The following is a 22,847-nucleotide window of genomic DNA, read 5'->3' as shown; positions in this document are numbered from 1 at the left end:
TCTTCTGCCGAAGCCTGTGGATGCGCTTCTCCTCATCCCAGAATCCACGCTGTCCCATTCAGCTGTGTTGAACTGAACCAATTCTATAGCATATTTCATAGTCTGTCAGGGAGCGGCGTAGATTTTTCGAGGTGCCCTTCAGCCACTTTTTGGATAAACGACCCCAAGGCCAGGTGAGCCAACGGGAAATCCTGATCGGCTGCAAGATGCAGGCCTCTACACCTTCCGCTTTGCCAATGGCAGCACTGCGGAAGCACGCTACAGCTTCATCTATGTACTGGAGGATGGCGAGTGGAAGATCTCCCACCATCACTCATCACTCCAACCCGAATCGACCGATTGAGTCACCACTGAGATCTTGGCCATGCCCCTGGCTTCATTGATGCGCCGTCTGTTGCTGCTTCTGATCCGCGGCTATCAGACCCTGATCAGCCCGCTATTGGGGCCAAACTGCCGCTTCACCCCCAGCTGCTCTCAATACGCCATCGAAGCCATTGAAATCCATGGAGCTTGGCGCGGCAGCTGGCTGGCGCTCTGCCGGTTGGGTCGCTGCCATCCCCTGCATCCAGGGGGCTACGACCCGGTACCGCCATCCACAATTCAGCCAAAACCGCTGCCGGCAGAAGCCCGCTGACGCGCGCGAGCCGGCACCACCACCGGCCACAGCCACCAACGCCCCTGGGCATCACCAGCAGCCAGGTGGAGTCCATCAGGTCGCCAGGCCAGGGTATTGAAGCCGCAGCCCTGCCCCTCTAGCGGCTGCAACATTTGCCCTTTGCCATCCCAGAGCGCCACGCTGCCGTCGCTTGAAGCACTGGCCAGCAGGGTGCTTCCGGGAGCAAAGGCCAGCGCCTGAACACGCTTTTCGTGCCACAGCAACGGTTCTGGCTGCCAGGCCTTGGAACCCTGCTTCACCTGCGTCCAGAGGATCACAGCCTCACCAGCAGCACTGGCCAGCAGCGGTGCCAGGCGACCCGGCTGATCACTCCAGGCCAGCTGACGCACCTTGGAGGGAAAGCCGCTGAACTGCCAGGGCTGGCCGTGGCAGCCCTGGGGCCACACCAGCAGGGAGCGATCCAGCATCCCGCAGGCCAGATGGTGCCCCGGCCCTGAAAAAGCCAAAGCCAAACCGGCCGAGGCGATGGCATGGCGCAGCGGCAGATCCGCAGCCGAGCTCAGACACGGCTGCCAAAGCACCACTTCACCGTTGCAACTGGCAGCTAGTTGAACCCCATCAGCGCTCCAGGACAGGGCTTGGATGGTGCCGGGCAACTGCAGCGGTGGCTCACTCCATTCGCGACTGGCCCCATCCCAGAGCTGCAGCTCGCGCCCAGCAGCCACCGCCAGTAGCGACCCACCAGGCTGCCAGGCAGCCGCATCGATCCAACCGCCGCCCAGGGGGAGGGGGTCCATGGCCAGCGGCCGCACCCCCGTGCCACCCAGCTCCCAAAGCAGCAGCTCGCCGCCCTGGCCCGCGGCCATCAGGAACTGGCCATCGTCGCTGAAACCGACCACATCAAGGCTGCTGTCACGGTCGCCCCGCAGCAGCTCCTCACAGCCGGCGCGGAAATCGATCATTAACAATTCACCACCGGCGCTGGTGATGGCTAGAAACTCACCATCGAGCGACCAGGCCAGGGCCGAGATCGGCTGCTCCAGATCGCCGCAGAGCCGTTCGCTCACCAGGGTTGCCTGAGCCATCGCCTGCTCAGGCCACACACGCCAAGAAGCTGGTTCGCAGCGCCTCAGCATCGAGATCGCGGCCGATGATCACAAATTCGCTGCGGCGCCGTTCACCGGCTTTCCAGGGGCGATCAAAATCGCCATCAACGAGCATGTGCACCGACTGGAGCACGTAGCGCTCATCCTTGCCAGCCAACTGGATGATGCCCTTCATGCGGAACAGATCCGGCCCACGGCTGCTCACCAGCTCCGAGATCCAGCTGCCCAACTTCTCCATGTCCATGGGCCGCTCCTCCACCAGGGCCACAGAGCCCACGGCATCGTCATGTTCATGGGCGTGCTCATCCACCAGGAACCCAGGATCGAGGCCTAGGGCCCGATCAAGCTCGAAGGCCTGAACGCCCAACAGCTCCTGCATCGGCACATCAGCGTTGCAGCTGGTGAGCAGGCGAGCCATTGGGTTGATGGCGCGCACCCGCCGCTCGATCGCGGCGCGCTCCGCGTCGCTCACCAGATCAGCCTTGTTGAGCACCAGCACATCTGCGAAGGCCAACTGCTCCTGCACCTCCTCCGTATCCCAATGCAGCTCAACGTGCTTGAGGTCCACCAGGGTTACCACCGCATCAAGCCGCAGCTCATCGCGCAGGTCTTCATCCACAAAGAACGTTTGAATCACCGGGGCCGGATCGGCCAGGCCGGTGGTTTCGATCACCAGGTGGTCGAAACGATCACGCCGCTTCATCAGGTTGCCGATGATCCGAATCAGATCGCCGCGCACGGTGCAACAGATGCAGCCGTTGTTCATCTCGAAGATCTCCTCATCGGTATCAACCACCAGCTGGTTATCGATGCCAATCTCGCCGAACTCGTTGACGATCACCGCCACCTTGAGACCGTGCTCGTGGGTGAGAATCCGGTTAAGCAGGGTGGTTTTGCCGGCACCGAGGTAACCAGTGAGCACGGTCACTGGCAGGCGCTCGGCGGCGGGAACAGGGCTGGAGAAGGCCATGGCCAGGGAGGAGCCGGAGCCCCATATGCTGAGAATGGTTCTCGTTTTAGCAGGTTGCGCACCTGGCAGTCCACCCATGGCTCAGCACTCCTATCCCCCCGATCCGGACGTCATGCCCCTGGGGCCCCGGCAGCGGGCCTTGCTGGCCGTGCTGCAGGAGGCGAATGCCGAGCTGAGCGGCCAGGAGCTGCATGAACGCCTCAGGCAGGGCTCGCAACGGCATGGGCTGGCCACCGTGTATCGGAACCTGCGGCTGCTACAGCGTTCAGGCCTGGTCCGTTGTCGCAAGTTGCCCAATGGGGAGAGCGTCTATGCCCCCCTGGAGCGCGATGACCATCACCTCACCTGCGTGAGCTGCGGCCACAGCGAACCGTTGCCGATCTGCCCGGTGGCAACGGGTGGCCTCGGACTGAGCAAGGTGTTGCTGCAGGGATTCAAGCCTCTGTTTCACACCTTCGAGATCCACGGCCTCTGCCTTTCCTGCCAGCAGAGTGAACCCTTGTCCCATGGCTGATCTTGTGATCGTCGGGGCCGGACCCCAGGCTCTCACCCTCAGTTGTCTGTTGCTGCAGAAACGGTCGCGGCTGCACCGCCGCCTCCGGATCGTGGATCCCAGCGGCCGCTGGCTGAGCTGCTGGCAGCGCCAGATGGAGCGCTACGAGATTCCCTGGCTGCGATCACCCTCGCCCCATCACCCCCATCCAAACGCCCATGCCCTGCGGCGCTTTGCCCACAGCCAGCAGCGCCATCGGCAGCTGGAAGGAGCGTATGGCTTGCCGCACACCGATCTTTTTGCTGCCTTCTGCCGCGAGGTGATCGCCGAGTTTGCGCTGGAGGGGCGTGTGCAGGCGGCGAGCGTCGAGCACATCAGGCTTCCAGCGAACGGCAAGGGCCCGCTGGAGCTATCGCTCAGTGATGGGACCACAGTGCAGGCCGGGAGGGTGGTGATCGCGACGGGCAACGGAACCCCGCAATGGCCCACCTGGATCAAGGCCATCGCAGGCGAGGCCCCGGCAGACGCGCTGCAGCACAGCGATGGGATTGATCTGCCTGCGCTGCGGCTACGCCCTGGTGAACGAATCCTGATTGTCGGCGGCGGACTCACCAGCGCCCATCTCAGCCTCGGGGCGCTGCGGCGCGGCGCAAAGGTGCAGCTGCTGTGCCGCCGCGGCCTGAAACAAAAGCCTTTCGATGCCGATCCTGGCTGGCTGGGCTCCAAATACCTCAAGGGCTTTCATGCAGAACCCTGCATGCACCGCCGCCGCCGCCTCGTCCTGGAGGCACGAGACGGCGGTTCGATCACGCCAGAGACTGGGGCAGAACTCAGAGAGGCCCAACGACGCGGCAAACTCCAGCTTCATGAACACTGCGAGGTGCAGGCCGCACATTGGAGTTCCGGTGAGTGGGACATTGTCTGCGGCGGAGGCCAGAGGCTTTCAGCGGATCGAATCTGGCTCGCCACGGGGCATCGGCAGGGCGTCAGCCAGCACCCGCTGTTGCAGCAGCTGCATCAGCAACTGCCGATTGAGCTGGTGGATGACTGGCCGGTTCTCGGGCCAGATCTGCGCTGGCCAGGAACCCCTGTGCATCTGATGGGCGGCCTCACTGCCCTCCAGGTCGGCCCGGCGGCCCGCAATCTCTTCGGCGGACGCGAGGCCGCCCAACGCATCTGGCGAGCTGTGGTTAAGCATTGATTGACGGCCACCACTCGGCAGGGGAAAGCCCCGGGGGACCCGCAGGCCCAGGGCGTCAGAGCACCGCGACGGCGCCGAACTTGTAGCTTGCGCGCCAGCTGATACGCCCGCTGGGGCTGAATGAAGCGTGGTTTCTTCACGGTGCGGCCACGATGGCCAGTGAAGACTGTGATGCGCTTGGCATATCACCTTCTAACAACCAGATACAGAAGACGGGAGCGGGGGTGGCTTGTCAAGACAATGAGTCCTTGCCCGCTTCTGATCTTGAGCGTTAGATCCACAAGCGTAAAGAGGCTGACTCCGAGCATCACGCTCCACACCTCTCAGCGAGTTGAATAGCCAGCAATGAAGTGGGCGATTCAATTTGCGCTGAAGAGCAAGGGAGGTAGACTTCCAAATCATTATCTTTTCGGTTCCAATGCGTGCTCCACTCGCCTTTGCCGCCGCTGGCCTCTTGGCGATCAGCCTTCCGGCAGCGGGCGCATTGGCCCAGGTGGCGATCGAGAGTCAAAGGGTCACGTTTCGAGCCGGAGCGGATTCCACCCTGCTCACGGGCCAGCTCAAGGGAGACCAGACCATCGACTACAAACTGCGGGCCGGCGCCGGTCAGACCCTGACGGTGGAACTCAAGGGTTCCAACCCGCAGAACTACTTCAACGTGCTGGCGGCGGGCACTGACACTGCTGTGTTCATCGGCAGCAGCTCCGGCAACCGCTTCAGTGGGCTCCTGCCGAGCGATGGCGATGTGAGGGTGAGGGTGTACCTGATGCGCCCGGCGGCGCGCCGCAATGAAACCAGCACCTACAGCCTGAAGGTGGGGATCGGCGGTGCTCCCCTCGCCCCCGTGTCCGCTTCCCGCGATGCCCTGATCCCCGGCACTCCGTATCACGCCTCTGCGGCTGTGCCCTGTGTGTCCGGGAGCAGCGGCAAAGGCTCCAGCTGCAAGGCCTCCGTGATCCGCCGGGCCAACAACAGCGCCACGGTGGTGGTGACGATCCCCGGGGGCCAGAAGCGGCAGTTCCTGTTCGTGAAGGGCAAGGCCGTCGCTTCCGATCAGCCCGAGAAGCTTTCGGTGCAGCGGCGCGGGGATGTTTCGGTGCTCACTCTGGGGGAGAACTTCGAGCGCTATGAGATTGTCGATGCCTTTGTGGTGGGGGGCTGAGGCCTCTGACTCCATCGCTGGATCTCGCGATGAATCGCACCGACCTGGGCCTGTCCCTCCTGCTCCTTTCGATAACGGGGGCTCCGGTTCTCGCCATTCCGCCGCCCCCACCCGACGACGTCCGTGTGGTGAAGGTGCGGGATGGCAACACGGTCGTCGTCACCCCTTACGGCGATCCGTTCACGGTGCGGCTGGCCTGTATCCATGCCCCGTCACTCCGTCAGGGCAGAGCTGGCCAGGTCGTCAAGGTAGCCCTGGAGAGGCTGCTCCCGCCCGGCGCCTGGGTGACGCTAACGACACGCAGCAAGGCCGCTGACGGAGTTGATCTGGCTGAGATCATTCCGGTTGGCTCTACGGTGCCGGTCAACCTGAGCCTGGTGCAAGTCGGCATGGCGGCGCTGGATCGCCAGGCCTCGAGCCCGTGCAACCAGGTGAGCTACAGAGAGGCGGAGTTGGGAGCCCGAACAATGCGACTCGGACTCTGGGGGCCATCGCCGGACACCCCATAGATGCGGTCCTAAGCCAATAGTTCTTGCACGAAGAGTGGAGCGAACTGATGATCATTCTGCGAGCAAGTAGAATGTCAGGGCATTGCGATGGAGCCCTTTGTTTACTTCATGGCCAGATAAAGTGAATTGCTCTCAACCCTAGAATCTGCGCAGCCCATCCGACTCATCGCACTGGCCGCGCTTGGCAGCTCGATTGCCTTGGGCCATGGCCTCTCTCCTGCCTTGGCTGAGCGGGCGGACACCACCACCAACGATGAGTTCCCCTCCGGGTCGAGCGCCAAGCGACTGTCCGGCAAGATCAAGGGTGATCAGCGTGCCCGTTACATCCTTCCTGGCAAGGCTGGCCATAAGTTGAGTGTGGAAATCAGTGCGAGCAATTCCCGCACCTTCTTCTCGATCAGCCCTCCAGGAGGCGGCACGGATCTTTTCCTCGGCGAAGATGCAGGCACCCTCTATGAGGGCAAGCTGCCTAAATCAGGTGGCTATCTGATTACGGTGTATCTGGGCCGGGGGCCCGCCAGTGAAGGTGCGGCCTCCAAGTACGACCTCACCATCCGTGATCTCGGCAAAACCGGTTCCAGCTCCAGCAGTGGTAGGTCACCCCGAGGCGATGATCTGGCCGGCGGTCCGGACTTCTGGGAGGTCACCAATTTCGACACCCCCTACTACGGGCTGTCCAGTAAGCCTGCTCTGGGGTCCACCTTCGTGGCTCGCGTTCGCAAGGGAACGGTGTTGAAGAATCTCGGTTGCGAGATGCACAACGGTGATCGCTGGTGTCGCGTTCAGCTGCGGGATGACCCACGGGTGGAAGGCTGGGCCAGGGGCCAGTACCTGCGAGAATTCAATCGCTAAATCTGCTTCCCTGTGATTGATCAGGCTGGGCGAGCAATCTCGTGATCGTTTCCCAGCCATTCTGCCGACTAATCATCATGTCAGAATTCGCTTGAGGACTTCATAGGCCTTTCGTTTGGGTCCTGCAGAGTGGTCAGGCGGTCATTAGAGAAGGGACGCCTCAGAAGATAACGATGATTCTGATCCAGCAAACCAAGATGACCCCAGGCTCCCCAGATCAGCGCTCTCATTGAGCCAGGGATAATTGCCTGGTTTATCATTAATTAGATAACATCGATGGCGCCAAGCAGCCGATGGCCCTTTGCCGCTCGATCTTCCAGGGCTGGGCCCTCCGGCAGCGCCGACTCCTGATCACTGGCCTGGCGTTGCTGTTGATGCTGGTGGCCCTGCCGGCCCTTGCGGCGGAGTCTGCCGGCCCTGCCACCACCCCTGAAACCGCCCAGGTCGTGGCAGGCAGCTTTCGGTTCGCCCAGGTCCGCATTCTTGGGGTGCCGGTGATCAACGTGGCCTCTCGGAGCATGGTGGGCCCGGATGCCGGGCCGGATGCCGCCGAGCGCGCCCGGGTGATCGAGGGCAACCTGGAGCTGCTCTACCGGCCCCAGCAGCCCTGCACCCCCGGGGAACGGATCGGCGAGCTGCTGCTGGAGCGTTCCAGCATCGGGGCCTCGGAAGCGGTCTGCGACCCTGATCACCTGGGGCTGCAGGGTGCGCCGGCCGCTTTGCGCGTTGTGGTGGAGCGCCAAGCAGGGGGGCTGAACGAGTTGGCGGCCGTGGTGCCGGGCCGCTCCACCCCTTTCCCTCTGCTCACCGTCACCGCCGCCGACGCCCAGCTGAATGGCATGACGGCCGAGCAGCTGGCGGAACACTGGCGTGGCCGGCTGGAGCGCCGGTTGCGCCGTGCTCGTGGGATCTACGCCAGCGAGCAGATCGATGGTCGAATGAGGATTGCCAGCCTCGTTGCCGGGCTCCTGGCTGGGGTGCTCGTCCTGGCCGTCTGGCTATGGCGCCGCCTCCAACGCCAGCTGCCTCGCCTCCATCGTGAACGTCTGACCTCAGTGGGCCGCTTCGCCGCCGCCCGTTTCCATCTGGTTCAGAGCCTCAGCCGGCTGCTGATGGCTTCAGTGCTGCTGCTGGGCGTGGCGATCAGCGCCGTGGTTCTGCTGGCCTGGCCGGGCCAGGTCGCGCCGGCGATCGATGTGTTGTTTCAACCGTTGGTGGTGATGTTCAAGGCCCTGCTGCTGGTGGCCTTGGCAGCCCTGCTGCGGGCCGTCTTGGGGCTGCTGCTGAGCCAGTGGGCCACCAATGTGTTCGTGCCGCTGGCCTCCCAGGCCCGCCGTGAGCAGCGCTACCGCAGCCTGCTGCGGGTGCTGCGCCGTCTGGTGGATCTGGGCTGCCTGCTGCTGTTCGGCTTCTGGACGGTGATGGGAATTCCGGTGTTGCGGGACCTTTCCAGCAATGCCCTGCTCGCCAGTGGCGCCGTGCTCGGTGCCTTGGCCCTGGTCTTTCAGGGCCTTCTGCGGGATTTTGTCACCGGGCTGGTGCTGCTGCTCGACGACCGCTATGCGATCGGCGACACCGTTGAGATCGGCGGGCGGCTTGGCGAGGTGATCGATGTGGGGGTGCTGAGCACCGAGCTGCGCTGCCGGGACCAACGGGTGGTGGTGGTGCCGAACAGTGGCTGTGAGCAGAGCGTGAACCACACCAAGTTGCGCTCAGGCGCGGAGGTGTCGCTGCTGCTACCCAGCAGCAGCGATCTGTCCCAGGCGCTGGAGACGATTGGTGCTGAGCTGGTCGCCTTCGCCGCTGATCCCGTCTGGAGGGCGCTGCTGCTGGAGCCGCCCCGCCTGCTTGGCGTGGAGGCCATGACCGCCGACGGCCTGCTGGTCGGCGTCCTGCTGATCACCGAAGCGGGCCGGCAGGGGGAGGCCCGGCGGGAACTGCTGGCCCGGCTGGTGCAGCGGCTGACCCTGACGACCTGACTCAAGACAGGTCACAGGCCTCCAGATTGACATCACTCGGCGTGGCGCATTCCCATCCAATAGCCAGATGCAGAAGGAGGGAGGTATTGTTATTTCATCGCTTTGATAAGAGCCTGCTCGATTCTGACCTGGAGCGTTGACGGCGACTCCATGGAGATGCGCTACACCGTTGAAGTTGTTTGATGTTTGATTTCCAAAGATCGCGGAGGAAGTCCTGATATGCCCCTCAGAGTCGTCCTTAGGAATGGACGTGCCTGGTCATTCTGTCGCCATCAGTGCATACCTCCATGGTGCATGCGCTTGTCTGGAAACTGAAGCGGCAGTGCGGTGATCCCGACGCGCCCTCACCTGGTTACATCCGCTCCAGCGTCGGGATGCCCAGCAGGCCCAACCCCAGCCGCAGCGTGTCGGCGGTGAGGCGGCAGAGCGCCAGACGTGAGCCCCGGGCCGGTTCATCAGCCTTGAGCACCGGCACCTGGTCGTAGAAGCGGTTGAACACCTGGGAGAGCTCAAAGAGATAGGAGCAGAGCCGGTTGGGCAACAGTTCCTCCTCCACCTCGGCAATCACCGTATCCAGCGCCAGCAGCTGGCGCGCCAGGGCCCATTCCTGGGGTTCGCTGAACACCAGGGGATCAGGGAACATCCCGGACGCATCCCCTTCCCCCACACCCACGCCCCCCTTGCGAGCGATGCCGGCGATCCGCACCAGGGCATAAAGCAGGTAGGGGGCCGTGTTGCCAGAGAGGGCCAGCATGCGATCAAAGCTGAACTGGTAGTTGGTGTTCCGGTTGGTGCTCAGGTCGGCGTACTTCACCGCCGCAAGACCCACGGTGGTGGCCACATGGGTGACGAACGCCTCCTCTTCCTGACGCTCTTCCTCCGCCAGGCGGCGGCGCAGATCCGCCTCGGAGCGCTCCACCGCCTCATCGAGCAGATCCTTGAGCCGAACCGTGTCGCCGGAGCGGGTCTTGAGCTTCTTGCCGTCGTCCCCCTGCACCAGACCGAAGGGCACATGCTCAAGCCGGCCTTCCTCGGGCACCCAGCCGGCTCGGCGCGCCACCTGGAACACGGCGGCGAAGTGGCTGGCCTGGCCCGCATCGGTGACGTAGATCAGCCGACGGGCGCCATCCCCCTCGGGCGGCGGCGCGAAGCGATAGCGCAGGGCCGCCAGATCGGTGGTGGCGTAGTTGAAGCCACCGTCGCTCTTGCGCACGATCAGCGGCAGCGGCTGGCCGTCCTTGCCGCTCACCCCCTCGAGGAACACACACTGGGCGCCGGCATCGGTGACCAGCAACCCGGTGGCGTCGAGATCGCTCACCACCTGCTCCAGGTGGGGGTTGTAGAACGACTCACCCCGCTCGCTCAGGCGGATGTCGAGGCGGTCGTAGATCTGCTGGAATTCGCGCCGTGACTGCTCGCACAGCAACAGCCAGGCCCGGCGGCTCACCGGATCGCCGCTTTGCAGCTTGACCACCTCCTCACGGGAGGTGGCCTGGAAGGCCTCATCGGCATCGAAGCGGGCCTTGGCCTGGCGGTAGAAGGCCACCAGATCGCCCAGATCCACCGCATCGGCGGTGGTGAGCGCCTCGGGAGCCACCTGCTTGAGATGGGTGATGAGCATGCCGAACTGGGTGCCCCAGTCGCCCACGTGGTTGAGGCGCAGCACCGGGTGGCCGCGGAACTCCAGCACCCGCGCCAGAGCGTCGCCAATGATCGTGGAGCGCAGGTGCCCCACGTGCATCTCCTTGGCGATGTTGGGGCTGGAGAAATCCACGATCACAGGCGCGCCTGCAGCCTCTGCCGCGCCACCGGCCGCAGCGCCGCCCACCTCCGGCACCCCCAACCGCGCAGTCCCCAGGCGGCTGCGCAGCTCCGCCGCCAGCTGCTGGGGGCGCAGGGTGAGGTTGATGAAGCCCGGTCCTGCGATCTGGGCGGGCTCGCACAGCGCTACGAACGCCGCATCAGCGGCCAGCTGCTCCACGATCGCGCCGGCGATGGCCCGGGGCGCCTGCTTCAGTGGCCGGGCCAGGGAGAGAGCACCGTTGGCCTGAAAATCACCGAATTCCGGCTGGCTGGCGGGCGCCAGCTGCGGATCGAGGGGGGCACCGGCCGCCTGCGCCGCCGCCACCTGCTCGGGGAAGGCCCGCTCCAAGGCCGCGCGCAGCTGGGCGTCGAGGGCGTGGGCGATGCGAAGCATGGCTGGGGGGTGCGGCCGGACTGCCAGGGGAGGGGAGGGATCCGGCTTCGATCATCCCTCCTGAGGGTCGCCTCCCTGGAGCGGAGGCGATCAGGCGCTCAGCCCCAGCTCCTGCTCCATGCCGGCGAGCACCACGTCGGCCACCAACTGGATGCGGTAGCGGCAGGCCTCGGTGACGCTGCAGTCGAAGCGGCCGTGCTCCCAGTACTTGTTGCTGCCCGCGCCACCCCCGCAGAGGCCGAAGTAGGCGCAGTCGCGGCGGCAGAGGTCCACGCCGGCCTCGATCTCGCGCCACACCCGTTGGAACTTGTCGGTATGCATCGAGGCTTCAAGGCTGCCCTGAAGCACGTTGCCAAAGATGAAATCACCGTAGTCGGCGGTAGCCACCGCCAGCAACTCCGGATCGAAGCTGGTGAAATTGCCCTTGGCATCCACGTTCACGATCGCGAAAGGGGTGTTCATGTCGGTGCTCTCCATCCGGCTCTCACCGCAGGCCAGGCTGGTGATGCCATCGAACTCGCGCAGGTTCAAGCGACCCGGCTCGGCCCGTTGCCGCTGCCAGAACCGCTCCATGAAGGCGCTGTAGCGGCGCTCACCATCGGGGCGCTCAAGGGTGGAGCGCAGGTTCTCCCCCTCGGTTTCCTCCATGTTGAAGCCCACGTCGCCGATGCCGTGGGCCGTGAAGAAGTCGTAGAGGGCATCGGCCTGATCGAGGGCATCGGCGGTGAGCACGCAGATCACCTCGAAGGGAATGCCCCGGCGCTGCAGGGCCGCGATGCCGCGCATCACCGCCCCATGGGTGGGCAGGCCCGTGCGGGTGCGGCGGTGGGCGTCGTGCAGGGCCTCGGGCCCATCCATGCTCACGCCCACGTGGATGTCGTTGCGCTCGAAGCAGTCGCACCAGGCGTCATCGATCACCACCGCATTGGTCTGCAGCGATTGCACGATCGTGGAAGGCGACAGGCCGTGGCGCTCCAGGGCCAGGCGGATGCGCTCGGTGGCCGCGTCGTAGAAGGCGATCGGCATGGTGAGCGGTTCGCCCGCATGCCAGAGCAGGGTGAAGCCACCGTTGAAGAACGGGCTCTCAAGCACCCGCTCCAGGGCGGCATCGAGGATCTCCAGCGGCAGCCGGCTGCGGTCGTCACGGCTGGGCAGATAGCAGTAGTCGCAGTCGAGGTTGCAGAAGGGTGTGGGCTGCACCACCAGCAGCCGCAGCGGGCCGGCCTGCGTCCGTGGAGACTCGCTCACCAGTAATTGCGCCAGCCGCCGTTGCGGAAGCCGCCATTGCCGAAGCCGCCATTGCGGAAGCCACCGTTATAGAAGCCGCCATTGCGGAAGCCGCCGTTGAAGAAGCCACCGTTGCGGAAGCCACCATTGCCCCAGCCGACCCGGGGACCATTGACGAACACCCTGGCCTGCAGGCCGTCAGCGGGCGTTTCCACCTGGGCTGGGTCCGCTCCCTCCTGATCCCGCACGGCGGCGGCGATGCGGCGCAGGCGCGCCTCAATCGCGTTCTCCTGGGGAGGGGGCTCCGAGGACGGCGGCGCCGAGGCCGATGCGGCCAGGGCCCTCCCCAGGCCAGGGTCCAGGGGCAGCGATGCCGCAATCAGCAGAATGCCGAAGAGCCGGGAACGAGTGAAGAGGGCCATCGGTGCAGGGCAGGGGCGGAGAAGGAGAAAGCGAAACGGCTGGGCGGTTCGGGCCACCTGAGCGGGCTAAGGAGCGGCAGGACTGGCGGAGGGCGCACCCGCCTGAGCCGGCAGAGGGCGCAGGGCCTCCACACCCAGCAGCACCGCATCGAAGTAGTTGCGGATCTGATCCGGCGTGCGGTTGAGCGCACTTCCGGGCCCCACCCAGCGATCGATGGAGCTCACCGCCTCGGGCTGGCCATCGAGGTAACCCTGCAGCAGCCGTGCAATCGCCAGATTCACCAGGTTGCGGAAGGCGGAGTCGTTCTCAGGAATCAGGCAGGCCACGGCATAGCGCTCGTAGGGATCAGAGGGGGTCTGAGCCAGAGCGGCATCCTTCCCTCCGGCGACAAGGCCCGCCAGGAGGGTGCTGTCACCGATCACCCCATCCACTGAGCCGCCCCGCAGTGCTGCCACCGCCTGGGAGAGATCCGCAAAACCCACGGGCCGGGCCGCCGGCTGGAGGCCCTTCAGCTCTGTTTCCCCCAGAGAGTTGGCGACCACACCGATGCGCCTCCCGGCCAGCGACTGGGGCGATCCATCCAGACGACCAGCGGGCGCCAGCAGCCGCAGACCGGAGAGCCCGAACGGCAGCGAATAGTCGAGGGTGATGTCCCGCTCCCAGGTGAACGGCACGCCACAGGCAAGATCGGCCTTGCCACCCACCAGCCGCTGGCCCAGATCAGCGGGGTCGGTCACCGGCTCGAAGCGGAGCCGCACCGGACGCCCCACGGCCACGGCCAGCTCAGCGGCGATCCGATTGGCCACCTCCATGGCGTAGCCCACTGGCCGCCCCTGGCCGTCCAGGGAGAGCAGGGGCGCCTGATCGGGGAGCCCCACCAGCACCAGCTCACCGCTGCGGGCGACCCGGTCGACGACGCCCTCAGCACGCGCCGAGTCCGCTGGCATAACAGCAGCGAGCAGGGCCAGGCTGGAGGGCAGGAGCCAGGCGTACGAGTGGGAGGGGAACAGTCGCGTCACAGAAGGTCGCCAGGCAGACCATCCGCAATCTGGACATGCCCAGCGCATTTGGCTAGCCACCAGGCCGAGAGAGCACAGCTTTGTGATGAAGAGCTTTGAGATGAGACGTCTGGGGAGAACGGCCTGGATGGCACCAGCGTCCGCCCTTCGGTTGGATCTACTTGGGCGCTCAGGCCAGCACCGGGGCGTAGCGCATGCTCAGATCCAGCCAGGGACTGCGGGTAACCGGGGCGCTGGTGGAGATGAGATCGATGCCGGTGGCGGCATAGGCCCTCAGCTGAGCTGGATCCACCCCGGACGCCTCCAGCACCACAGCCGAGCCCCGCCCCACTGCCTGCTGGCGCAGCTGCGGCACCAGCTCCAGCAGGGCCTCGGGCGTGAAGCCATCGAGCAGCACCCCGTCGGCACCGGCACCCACGGCCTGAGCCGCCTCGGCTGCACTTTCCGCTTCCACGATCACCCGCGCCGGCCAGGGCGCAGCGGAGCGCACCGCAGCAACGGCACAGGCCACTCCTCCAGCCCAGGCCAGGTGGTTCTCCTTGAGCATGGCGGCGTCATCGAGGCCGCAACGGTGGTTGATGCCGCCGCCGCAGCGCACCGCATATTTCTCCAGCAGACGCAACCCGGGGGTGGTCTTGCGGGTGTCGGCCAGGGCCACGCCGCTGCCGCTCAGCTCCGCCACCAGCGCCGCTGTGGCGGTGGCGATGCCGGAGAGGCGCATGGCCAGATTGAGGGCTGTGCGCTCCCCCGCCACCAGGGCCGTCGCCGGACCGGCCAGCTCCAGCAGCCGTTGATCGGGCTGCACCGGCTCCCCATCGGCCACCAGCAACCGCACCTGCACCGAAGCATCCAGCAGGCGAAACAGCGGCTCCACCAGCAGACCACCGCAGAAGATCCCCCCACGCCGGGCCGTCCAGCTGGCCCGGCCCGGCCGGCCCAGCAGCGCCGCCGCGCTGAGGTCGCCGCGGCCGATGTCCTCCGCCAGCCAGGAACGCAGCAGGGGCTCCAGCTGGGGCTGGCTCAGCAGGGAGGCGGCGGCGACGGCACTCGCGGGGATGGCCAACGGCAGCACGGGCGGGCGGTCTTGCCCCCCCATCCTGACCGCCGGGGCGGCCGACTCACTTGCCGATGCAGAAACGGGAGAAGACCCGATCGAGCACTGCCTCGTTCACCTCTTCGCCGGTGATCTCACCGAGGCTGCGGGCGGCCTGGCGCAGGTCGATGGTCCAGAAATCCCAGGGCAGCCCGGCGGCCGCCGCCTCAAGGGAGCCGGCCAGGCTCGTGGCCGCCGCCGCCGCCAGGTCCCGCTGGCGGGCGTTCAGCGCCACCTCCAGCCCCGGAGCGAGGCTGTGGCCGCAGCGGGCGAGCAGAGCGACGGCCAGCTCCTCGAGGCCATGGCCCGCCAGGGCACTGATCACCACCTCCACCTGGGCGGGGGTGTCGCCGGCGGCCCGGTCGGCCTTGTTGCCCACCACCAGCGATGGCACCGCGGCGGGCAGCTGGGCGTGGAGCTCGCTGTCGGCGGCGGTCCAGCCCTCTCTCAGGTCCACCAGCAGCAGCACCGCATCGGCGGCGGCCAGGGCCTGGCGGCTGCGCTCGATGCCCAGCCGCTCCACCGGGTCGTCGGTGGCGCGGATGCCGGCGGTATCCAGAAGGGTGAGCGGCACCCCCTGCAGCACCAGTTCGCTCTCGAGCAGATCGCGGGTGGTGCCCGGCAGATCGGTCACGATCGCCCGCTCCCGGCGGCTGAGGGCATTGAGCAGGCTGGATTTGCCCACATTGGGGCGACCGATGATCGCCACCTTCAGGCCGTCGCGCAGCAGCTGGCCCACCCCCGCCTCGGCCACCAGCCCCTGCAGCTCCTGGCGCACCGCCTCCAGCTCCGCCACCAGGGCCTGGGGATTGAGGGGGGGGAGGTCCTCTTCAAAATCAACCCGGGCCTCCAGCTCCGCCAGTTGATCCAGCAGGCGCTCGCGCAGGGCGCTGATCCGCCGCTGCAGGCCACCGTCGAGACCCGCCAGAGCCAGCTGGGCCGCCCGCCGGCTTCTGGCGGTGATCAGCTCACTGATCGCCTCGGCGCGGGTGAGATCAAGGCGGCCATTGAGAAAGGCCCGCTGGCTGAATTCCCCCGGCCGCGCCCGACGGGCCCCGCTGGCCAACACCAGCTCCAGGACACGGGCCACGGCGATCAGGCCGCCGTGGCAGTGCAGCTCCAGCACGTCCTCGCGGGTGAAGCTGCGGGGTGCCTTCATCAGCAGCAGCAGGGCCTCATCCAGCCGTTCACCACTGGCGGGATCACGCACATGGCCGTAGAGCACCCGATGGCTGCCCCAGGGCTGATCGCCTGGGGCGTCAAAGAGCTGGCGGCCGATGGGCTCCGCCTGGGGTCCGGAGATTCTTACGATCGCCACACTTCCCTCTCCGGGCGCCAGCGCCGTGGCAATCGCAGCAATGGTGTCGTCCGAGTCCAAGCAGCCCGACGGTCAGGGACCCGCCAGTCTGGGTGGCGGCGTTGGTGGGCCGCAGCCAGCAGCAGGTTCCGGCTCTGGATCCGCCGGCTGTGGGAGCAGGAGGGACGCCACGGCCAGCGTGCCCGCGGTCTGGCGGCCGGCGTGTTCTGTGGCTGCTTCCCCTTCTTCGGCCTGCAGACCCTGCTGGGGGTGGCGCTGGCCAGCCTGGTGAAGGGCAACCCCCTGCTGGCGGCCACCGGCACCTGGATCAGCAACCCCCTCACCCACGTGCCCCTCTACTGGTTCAACTACCAGCTGGGCAGCTGGTCTCAGCCATCGTCGGTGTACTCAGCTCCACCGTGCTGGGGAAGATCAACTGGCGCTGGCTGGAGCGTCAGCCGCCGAAGCCAGGGCAGAGCATCAGATCGATGTGACCGCCGCTGGGCTGGCGCCACTCACGGAACTCATCCGCCAGAGCCTTGTGCTCACTGCGCTTCTGGACTGCATCAAGGGCCTGAAGCCGTTGATGCACCAGATCCAGGGTGTCGTCAATCAGTTGGGCGGCTTGTTCGGAGGTCATGGCCACACATGCCAGCAGAAATTCGGTGGATGAATTCAGACAGATTCCTTCTGGGGAAGCTGTAGCGCCGAGCACCCGGATCCAGTGCTGTGGCTGGATCCGCACCGGTCCAGCCAGTCGTGCTGAGGCTGCCAGTCGTCGCGCTCATCGATGGGCGCCCAGATCCTGATCAGCGATGGCTGGTGGCCGGATCGAGTGGGACGCTGGTGCAACACTCGGAAGCCCTTGGTTGGTCACACCCTAGAAACGGGGCGCGAGGGCAGGCAGACTGCGATCTGGATCACCTCCAGCACTTGACCCGACCACGCATCGTGCTGACCGGGCTGTGGTGGCTCACCCTGATTGGCCTGGCGGTTCGTGTCTGGCGAGCCAGCACGATCGCCGGCAGCTACGACGGCGAAATCGATTCGCTGCTGGTTCTCGCCCAACGGGGCCTGCGCGGGACCCTGCTGTACCAGGACAGCTACCTGCGCCAATGGCCGATTGCCCAGTGGCTGTACATCCCGTCGGCCTGGCTCGGATCGATCCGGGTCCATCGCCTGCTGGTGCTGGGCCTCGACCTGTTGGCGGGCCTGCTGATGGCCCGGGCAGTTCGCAATTGTTCAGCGGCTGGCCTCATTCCCCTGAAGCCCCGCTCGCTCGTGCCGCTGGCCAGTGGGGTGCTGCTGGTGGTGCTGGCCCAGAAGCTCCCTGGCGGCCTCGCCGGCAGCCTGCACCAGTTCGCCAACTTCTTTCTGGCCCTTGGCCTCAACCAGCTCAGCCTGGCCGCAGCTGGAGAGGGCTCGCTCAGCAGCCGCTCTCGCTGGCGGCAGCTGGTGGCCACCGGCAGCTGTGCCCTGCTGGCGGTGGCCTGTTTCTTCACCCTGATCTATCCCCTCACCCTGGTGGCCGCCCTGGTGCTGGTGCACCACCGTCACCCCGCCGTTATTGCCAGGGCCCTGATCACTGGAGTCGCCCTGGGCTGTGCCCTGATGATCGTTCCTTATCTGGTTGTGGCCGATGGGCTCGCCCTCTTCTTTGCGGGAGCGGTGGCCCTGCCGCTGGAATGGGCCAGCCAGCAGGCCTGGTGGGGAGAGAACGTGGGCAACCTGTTCAGCGAGCTGGCCCGCATGCCCCTGGCGGGTCTGCCCATCTGGAGCCTGGCCCTGATGCCGAGCGCTGGCCTGCTGCTGATCGCCAGGCGTGCCTGGAGGAGCGAGCCGCGGCCTCAGGAGCGGCTGTTGCTGGTGCCCGGCCTCGCCATCCTGTTTCTGCTGGAGCTGGTCTGGTCGTTCCAGCGCAGCGATTTCAACGGCCAGGACGGCCAGTTGATCGTCGTTCCTCTGGTGCTGGTCATGGCTGCGGGGATGGCCGAGCTGGAGCGGAGCAGTCGCCGATCGCTGCGCATCGCTGCCTTCAGCGGCAGCTTGATCCTCTCGCTGATCCTGTTCAACAACATCGCCATCGCCGAGGTGTTCGGCTCACCGTCGCGGCCAGCGAAGCTGGTGCGGGCCCTGGAGCAGGACCGCGCCGAGCTGCGCCGCTACTTCAGCGGCCTGCCCGCAGCGGAGCGGGGTTTCACGGCGCCCCAGGACCCCGCCCTGCAATGGCAACTGCGGGTGCCGGCCACCACCGTGGGCATCGGCCCCAGCTGGAGCCTCAACCCCCAGGGACTGAGGGCGTCGTGGGCCACCCGCACCATCGGCCTGCCGGTAGGTCAGACCCAGATCTGTGAGCAGCTGCTGCAGAGCGCCAACCACCACCTGGTCTGGACCCGCACCGACCCCGACGGCCCCAATACTGAGGCTTTTCTGCAGCAGTGTCTGAAGCAGGACATGGCTCGCTGGCAGGAGATCAGCGGGAAGCTGGGGCTGCGCACCGGTGAGTTCAAGCTGTTTCGCCGCGAGGGCGGCATCACTCCGTTTGCGGCCCCTCTGCCTTGAGCCGATTCCCAGCGTGTCCGGAGCTTCGCTGATCGACCAACATGCAGCGCAGACGCAGGCCATCACTCTGAGCCCACCCATCCAGAGATCGCATGGCCGATGGCTGGGGCTACTGGCCATCACCTGGCTACTGATTCTGGTCGGGCTTGGCCTGCGGGTCTGGAATGCTCCCAGCAGCGTGGGGAGCTATGACATTGATATCGACACGTTCTTCTTTCTCGGCTGGAAGTTAACGCAAGGCAGCCTTCTCTACACCGAGCACTTCGATTCGAAGTGGCCGATCGTTCAGTATCTCTTCGTTCCATCCGCCCTGCTGGGTTCGATCCGCTCGCACCGGATGCTCGTGTTCCTGCTCAATGCCGCCACGGCACTGGTGCTGGCCCGCAGCGTCGCAAGCCTCGGGCGCAGCGGCTGGATCGCCGCGGCGCCGCGGTTCCCCCTGCCCTGGGTGGCCGCTGCGCTCTATCTCCTGCTGAGCCAGAAACTGGTCGGCGGTCTCTCCGGCCACATCCATCACTACGCCAACACGTTTCTGGTGCTCGCCCTCGCCTGCCTCAGCCGCGAGTTGGCCCGCCGTGCGGATCAGCGGACGCCGCCGAGAGCGGCCCGAGGCTGGCTGGTGGCGGCCGGGTTCTGGCTCTTCCTGGCGGCCGCCGTTCGCCCCAACCTGATCGTTCCGCTCCTGCTCACCACCCTGGCCGGCCAGCTGTGGCGATTCGTCAGTGGCCGGCGCAACGGCCTGGCCACTGACGCCCTGGTCATGGAGTGCCTGGCCATGGCCGGTGGCGGACTGCTCGGTGCCCTGCTGACCTTCGGCCCCTACGCGTTCGTTCCCGATGGCCCGGCCAGGGTCTGGGCCGGAGCGGTCGCAGTCCTGCTGGAGTGGAGCGGCCAGGCGATGCAGGACCAGGGCACGACGCTCCACTTCCTGCGTCAGATGTCGGTGGTGGGCATCGCCGGCATTGAGGTCTGGATCCTGATGATCCTGCCCCTGCTGGGCCTCGCCGGCTGGGTGCGCCGGGTGAAGGGCCACGGCAGCGGCGGCCGCCTTCTGCTGCTGCCGCTGCTGGCCACGCTGTATCTGCTGGGACTGGCGATCTCGTTCGAGCACACCCATTACTGGGGGCACTACGACCTGATGAGCGTGCTTCCTTACACGCTGTTGATCGTCAGCGGCATCGGCCTGCTCGATGCCCAGCAACGGCAGGCACGCAGCCAGGCTTTCTCTGCGGGAATCGTTCTGGTGCTCTCGCTGATCCTGGCCTACAACATCGTGAGCGCTGAAATCTGGTCGCCCTCGGCCGCGGGCCAGCGCAGCAGCAGGCTGGCCGCCACCGCCCGGCTTGCGGGCGAATGGAGCCTGGTGCGGAACCACCTGGCAGCGCAGACGCCGGACCGGCGAGGATTCATCTCCCCCCAGGACTTCTCACTGCACTGGCAACTTCACCAGGACGCCTCCACAGTCGGCGTTCATCCCAGCTGGAGCCTGGAGCCCTATGGCCTGAGCGCCTCCTGGGCCACCCGCCGCCTGGGCCTCGCCATCACCGACGCTCAGGCTTGCGACCAACTCGTCGCTGCCGGGAATCACACGATCGTCTGGAAGGACACCGACCGCGGCGGGCGCCATTCGGAGAGCTTTCTGAGGCACTGCCTGGCCACCAGTACGTCGCGCTGGACAGAAATCACCGCCAGGGTCGGCCTGAGCGGGGAGGACTACAAGCTGTTTGAACGGCAACCCAGATCCGCGGCAGACACCCCTGATCAGCCGATGCCGGTGCGGCAGAGGTCGAGCACATCGGCCATCGAGCGGATCTGATCCATGGTGGTGACCAGCTGGATGGCACTGGCGAGCTCCACCTTGAGGTCGATGCGGGCGGGTTTGCCGTAGGCCGTGCGCACCCGGGCGTCACTGACATTGATGCGGCCGTCGGAGAGGCGCGTGAGGATGTCCTTGAGCACACCGACACGATCGAGCACCTCGATGCGGATCTGCACCGGATAGCGCCGACGCTGCTGGTCGGCCGCCGGATTCCAGCGCACCGGCAACCGGCGCTCCACCGGCACGGTGGCCACATTGCTGCAGTCCTGGCGGTGAATGGTGATGCCGTGGTTGCCCAGGGCGACGCTGCCCACGATCGCCTCACCGGGGAGGGGGCAGCAGCAGCCCCCAAGCCGATACTCCAGGCCCTCGAGCCCCAGGATCGGGCTGCTGCCGGTCCCCGCTGCAGACGGCAGGGGCAGCATCGGCTGATCCGAAACGCTGCGGGCCAGGTCTTCGTTGCTGAGCACTGGAGCCGCTGCAGCGGTGCTGAGACGAACCTCCTCGCGCAGACGGTTGATCACCTGCTGCAGGGTGACGCCACCGAAGCCGAGGGCCGCCAGCAGATCCTCGGTGCCCACCAGATTGCAACGCCGGGCCACCTTGGCAATGGCCTCGCCATTGAGCAGGGCATCCAATCCCTCGCGCCCCAGCTCCCGCTCAAGCATGGCGGTGCCGCGCTGGATGTTCTCCTGACGGTGGCTGCGTTTGTACCACTGCCGGATGCGGTTGCGGGCGGTGGGTGTCGCCACGAAGTTGAGCCAGTCGAGGCTCGGATGGGCCGACTTCGCCGTGATGATCTGCACGAAATCGCCGTTGCGCAGCGGCGTGGCCAACGGGCAGAGGCGGTCGTTGATGCGCACGCCCTGGCAGTGGTTGCCCACCTCCGAGTGGATGCGAAAGGCAAAATCCACGGCGGTGGAACCCTTGCGCAACCCCAGCACATCCCCCTGGGGCGTGAACACGAAGACCTCCTCATCGAAGAGGTCTTCTTTGATCGAGGCAAGGTAGTCACTACTGTCCTCACCACCATCATCCTGCTGCCAATCAACCAGCTGGCGCAGCCAGTTGAAGCGATCGGCGGCACCGACCGAGGCGGGGGAGCCCCCCTCCTTGTACCTCCAGTGGGCGGCGATGCCGTACTCCGCCACCTGGTGCATCTCGGTGGTGCGGATCTGTACCTCGATGGGCCGATGGCGGCCGATCACGGCTGTATGCAACGACTGGTAGCCGTTGGGTTTGGGCAGACCGATGTAGTCCTTGAAGCGGCCAGGGATGGGGCGGAAGGTGTCGTGAACCACCGCCAGGGCGCGATAACAGCCCTCGAGGTTGGGCGTCAGGATGCGCAGGGCCGCCACATCGAAGATCTCGTGGAAGGCCTTCTGCTGCATCTGCATCTTGCTCCAGATGCCATAAAGATGCTTCGGCCGGCCGGTCACCTCACAGTCGTGCAGGCCAGCGCCCTGAAGCCGTTGCATCAGCAGGGCCACCGTGGCGGCCAGCCGCTCCTCACGGTCGCTGCGCTTACTGGCCACCTGCTGCTTGATCTCGCCGTAGGCCTCGGGCTCGAGGATCTTGAAGGCGAGGTCTTCGAGTTCCCACTTGAAGCGGCCGATGCCGAGCCGATTGGCGAGGGGGGCGTAAATCTCGCGGGTTTCACGGGCGATCCGCTGCTGCTTCTCGGGCTTGAGGGCCCCGAGGGTACGCATGTTGTGCAGCCGGTCGGCCAGCTTCACCAACACCACACGGATGTCGCTGGCCATGGCCAGGAACATCCGCCGCAGGTTCTCCGCCTGGGCTTCGGTGTGGTTGGTGAAGTGGATGCCCCCCAGCTTGGTGACCCCCTCCACCAGCGCCCTCACCTCGGCACCGAAATGCACCTCCAGGTCCTCGGCGCTGACATCGGTGTCCTCGACCACGTCGTGGAGGAAACCGGCAGCGATCACCCCGGCGCTGGCACCGATGTCGCGGAGCAGATCAGCGACGGCAATCGGATGAATGATGTACGGCTCGCCGGTGGCCCTGACCTGGCCGTCGTGGAGCTGGAAGGCAAAATCAAACGCCGCCGCCAGCAGGGCTTCGGGGTCGGTGGGGCAGCTCTCGCCGGCGCCGGGGGGCACGTGGCTGATGCAGATCCTGAGCCACTCAGGCAGCTTCACCCCGTAGTCGTCGGGGGAGCGGATCGGTCGCCGTCTCAGGGATGGGGGCGGGGTTGGGTCCACCACCAGCCCGGCCCCCAGGCTCTCGCCCGCAACGTTGTCCCTGATTCCAACGGCGGTATCGAGCATCACCAGACGCTGCTGCACCCATCGTATGCAGATC

General features: G+C 66.2%; 20 protein-coding genes and 1 pseudogene. 11 read left to right on the top strand and 10 right to left on the bottom strand.

Annotation, left to right across the window (positions count from 1 at the left end):
- Positions 1-199: 199 nt before the first annotated feature.
- Together KBY67_RS14955 and yidD are read left to right on the top strand one after the other, a co-directional pair.
- Positions 200-343 carry a nuclear transport factor 2 family protein gene (locus KBY67_RS14955; RefSeq protein ID WP_399214309.1) on the top strand — a complete coding sequence of 48 codons (144 nt, stop codon included), beginning with the start codon at positions 200-202 and terminating at the stop codon, positions 341-343.
- Between the two features lie 39 nt (positions 344-382).
- Positions 383-634, top strand: coding sequence for a membrane protein insertion efficiency factor YidD (yidD, locus tag KBY67_RS10620; protein ID WP_255111003.1), 252 nt, complete (start codon positions 383-385; stop codon positions 632-634).
- Here yidD and KBY67_RS10615 read toward each other — a convergent pair.
- On the bottom strand, positions 601-1,701 hold the full coding sequence (locus KBY67_RS10615; RefSeq protein WP_255110997.1) for a WD40 repeat domain-containing protein: 1,101 nt from the start codon (positions 1,699-1,701) through the stop codon (positions 601-603). The two genes, yidD and KBY67_RS10615, sit on opposite strands and share 34 nt — an antisense overlap.
- A 7-nt stretch (positions 1,702-1,708) precedes the next feature.
- Positions 1,709-2,692 (bottom strand): GTP-binding protein, encoded by a 984-nt coding sequence (locus tag KBY67_RS10610; RefSeq protein WP_255110996.1) that lies wholly within the window; start codon positions 2,690-2,692, stop codon positions 1,709-1,711.
- Between the two features lie 76 nt (positions 2,693-2,768).
- On the opposite strand from KBY67_RS10610, the gene KBY67_RS10605 reads away from it, so the two are divergent.
- The 6 genes from KBY67_RS10605 to KBY67_RS10580 all read left to right on the top strand — a co-directional run bounded on the left by KBY67_RS10605 (position 2,769) and on the right by KBY67_RS10580 (position 8,888).
- Positions 2,769-3,206, top strand: coding sequence for a Fur family transcriptional regulator (locus KBY67_RS10605; protein WP_255110995.1), 438 nt, complete (start codon positions 2,769-2,771; stop codon positions 3,204-3,206).
- Positions 3,199-4,386, top strand: a complete 1,188-nt coding sequence (locus KBY67_RS10600) for an FAD/NAD(P)-binding protein (protein ID WP_255110994.1) — start codon at positions 3,199-3,201, stop codon at positions 4,384-4,386. The genes KBY67_RS10605 and KBY67_RS10600 overlap by 8 nt, the downstream gene beginning before the upstream one ends.
- A 418-nt stretch (positions 4,387-4,804) precedes the next feature.
- Entirely contained in the window at positions 4,805-5,548 is a 744-nt protein-coding gene (locus KBY67_RS10595; protein ID WP_255110993.1) for a hypothetical protein, read from the top strand.
- Between the two features lie 29 nt (positions 5,549-5,577).
- On the top strand, positions 5,578-6,057 hold the full coding sequence (locus tag KBY67_RS10590; RefSeq protein ID WP_255110992.1) for a thermonuclease family protein: 480 nt from the start codon (positions 5,578-5,580) through the stop codon (positions 6,055-6,057).
- Between the two features lie 222 nt (positions 6,058-6,279).
- The gene (locus tag KBY67_RS10585) at positions 6,280-6,909 is read left to right on the top strand and encodes an SH3 domain-containing protein (RefSeq protein WP_255110991.1); all 630 of its coding nucleotides are present in this window, start codon (positions 6,280-6,282) and stop codon (positions 6,907-6,909) included.
- Between the two features lie 293 nt (positions 6,910-7,202).
- Positions 7,203-8,888 (top strand): mechanosensitive ion channel domain-containing protein, encoded by a 1,686-nt coding sequence (locus KBY67_RS10580; protein ID WP_255110990.1) that lies wholly within the window; start codon positions 7,203-7,205, stop codon positions 8,886-8,888.
- A gap of 352 nt (positions 8,889-9,240) precedes the next feature.
- On the opposite strand, the gene argS is transcribed toward KBY67_RS10580, so the two are convergent.
- The 6 genes from argS to mnmE form a co-directional block, all read right to left on the bottom strand.
- Positions 9,241-11,085 (bottom strand): arginine--tRNA ligase, encoded by a 1,845-nt coding sequence (gene argS, locus KBY67_RS10575; RefSeq protein ID WP_255110989.1) that lies wholly within the window; start codon positions 11,083-11,085, stop codon positions 9,241-9,243.
- A gap of 90 nt (positions 11,086-11,175) precedes the next feature.
- The gene (gene grrM / locus KBY67_RS10570) at positions 11,176-12,333 is read right to left on the bottom strand and encodes a cyclophane-forming radical SAM/SPASM peptide maturase GrrM/OscB (RefSeq protein WP_255110988.1); all 1,158 of its coding nucleotides are present in this window, start codon (positions 12,331-12,333) and stop codon (positions 11,176-11,178) included.
- On the bottom strand, positions 12,330-12,734 hold the full coding sequence (gene grrA / locus KBY67_RS10565) for a GrrA/OscA1 family cyclophane-containing rSAM-modified RiPP (protein WP_255110987.1): 405 nt from the start codon (positions 12,732-12,734) through the stop codon (positions 12,330-12,332). Before grrA ends, grrM begins: the two co-directional genes overlap by 4 nt.
- 66 nt (positions 12,735-12,800) lie before the next feature.
- Positions 12,801-13,682, bottom strand: a complete 882-nt coding sequence (gene grrP, locus KBY67_RS10560; RefSeq protein WP_255110986.1) for an extracellular substrate binding-like orphan protein GrrP — start codon at positions 13,680-13,682, stop codon at positions 12,801-12,803.
- 241 nt (positions 13,683-13,923) lie between these two features.
- Complete coding sequence (nadC, locus tag KBY67_RS10555; protein ID WP_261350719.1) at positions 13,924-14,850, bottom strand: carboxylating nicotinate-nucleotide diphosphorylase; 927 nt, start codon at positions 14,848-14,850, stop codon at positions 13,924-13,926.
- A gap of 22 nt (positions 14,851-14,872) precedes the next feature.
- Positions 14,873-16,225: a tRNA uridine-5-carboxymethylaminomethyl(34) synthesis GTPase MnmE gene (gene mnmE / locus KBY67_RS10550; protein WP_255110984.1), complete on the bottom strand. Its 1,353-nt coding sequence runs from the start codon at positions 16,223-16,225 to the stop codon at positions 14,873-14,875.
- A gap of 78 nt (positions 16,226-16,303) precedes the next feature.
- Between mnmE and KBY67_RS10545 the strand changes: the two are divergent.
- Positions 16,304-16,528 (top strand): annotated as a pseudogene (locus KBY67_RS10545) (DUF2062 domain-containing protein); the annotation flags it as partial.
- A 70-nt stretch (positions 16,529-16,598) separates the two neighbouring features.
- Here the strand turns inward: KBY67_RS10545 and KBY67_RS10540 are convergent.
- A complete protein-coding gene (locus KBY67_RS10540; RefSeq protein ID WP_255110983.1) occupies positions 16,599-16,784 on the bottom strand; it encodes a hypothetical protein in 186 nt (61 codons plus the stop codon).
- Positions 16,785-17,077: 293 nt separating this feature from the next.
- On the opposite strand from KBY67_RS10540, the gene KBY67_RS10535 reads away from it, so the two are divergent.
- A complete protein-coding gene (locus KBY67_RS10535; RefSeq protein ID WP_255110982.1) occupies positions 17,078-18,706 on the top strand; it encodes a hypothetical protein in 1,629 nt (542 codons plus the stop codon).
- A gap of 178 nt (positions 18,707-18,884) precedes the next feature.
- Entirely contained in the window at positions 18,885-20,522 is a 1,638-nt protein-coding gene (locus KBY67_RS10530) for a hypothetical protein (RefSeq protein ID WP_255110981.1), read from the top strand.
- Here the strand turns inward: KBY67_RS10530 and KBY67_RS10525 are convergent.
- Positions 20,468-22,813, bottom strand: a complete 2,346-nt coding sequence (locus tag KBY67_RS10525) for a bifunctional (p)ppGpp synthetase/guanosine-3',5'-bis(diphosphate) 3'-pyrophosphohydrolase (RefSeq protein WP_255111002.1) — start codon at positions 22,811-22,813, stop codon at positions 20,468-20,470. The genes KBY67_RS10530 and KBY67_RS10525 overlap by 55 nt on opposite strands.
- Positions 22,814-22,847: the final 34 nt, after the last annotated feature.

This window comes from Synechococcus sp. RedBA-s (assembly GCF_024345495.1).
In the GTDB taxonomy this organism is placed as follows: domain Bacteria; phylum Cyanobacteriota; class Cyanobacteriia; order PCC-6307; family Cyanobiaceae; genus Regnicoccus_A.
Note: the sequence above shows the minus strand (reverse complement) of the source record. Positions and strands in the feature narration are given on the sequence as shown.

Bases quoted from the DNA above. Each gene is read 5' to 3' on its own strand.
- yidD (WP_255111003.1), top strand. From the start codon at position 383: ATGCGCCGTCTGTTGCTGCTTCTGATCCGCGGCTATCAGACCCTGATC.
- KBY67_RS10615 (WP_255110997.1), bottom strand. From the start codon at position 1,701: ATGGCTCAGGCAACCCTGGTGAGCGAACGGCTCTGCGGCGATCTGGAG.
- KBY67_RS10610 (WP_255110996.1), bottom strand. From the start codon at position 2,692: ATGGCCTTCTCCAGCCCTGTTCCCGCCGCCGAGCGCCTGCCAGTGACC.
- KBY67_RS10605 (WP_255110995.1), top strand. From the start codon at position 2,769: ATGGCTCAGCACTCCTATCCCCCCGATCCGGACGTCATGCCCCTGGGG.
- KBY67_RS10600 (WP_255110994.1), top strand. From the start codon at position 3,199: ATGGCTGATCTTGTGATCGTCGGGGCCGGACCCCAGGCTCTCACCCTC.
- KBY67_RS10595 (WP_255110993.1), top strand. From the start codon at position 4,805: ATGCGTGCTCCACTCGCCTTTGCCGCCGCTGGCCTCTTGGCGATCAGC.
- KBY67_RS10590 (WP_255110992.1), top strand. From the start codon at position 5,578: ATGAATCGCACCGACCTGGGCCTGTCCCTCCTGCTCCTTTCGATAACG.
- KBY67_RS10580 (WP_255110990.1), top strand. From the start codon at position 7,203: ATGGCCCTTTGCCGCTCGATCTTCCAGGGCTGGGCCCTCCGGCAGCGC.
- argS (WP_255110989.1), bottom strand. From the start codon at position 11,085: ATGCTTCGCATCGCCCACGCCCTCGACGCCCAGCTGCGCGCGGCCTTG.
- grrA (WP_255110987.1), bottom strand. From the start codon at position 12,734: ATGGCCCTCTTCACTCGTTCCCGGCTCTTCGGCATTCTGCTGATTGCG.
- grrP (WP_255110986.1), bottom strand. From the start codon at position 13,682: ATGCCAGCGGACTCGGCGCGTGCTGAGGGCGTCGTCGACCGGGTCGCC.
- nadC (WP_261350719.1), bottom strand. From the start codon at position 14,850: ATGGGGGGGCAAGACCGCCCGCCCGTGCTGCCGTTGGCCATCCCCGCG.
- KBY67_RS10540 (WP_255110983.1), bottom strand. From the start codon at position 16,784: ATGACCTCCGAACAAGCCGCCCAACTGATTGACGACACCCTGGATCTG.
- KBY67_RS10525 (WP_255111002.1), bottom strand. From the start codon at position 22,813: ATGCTCGATACCGCCGTTGGAATCAGGGACAACGTTGCGGGCGAGAGC.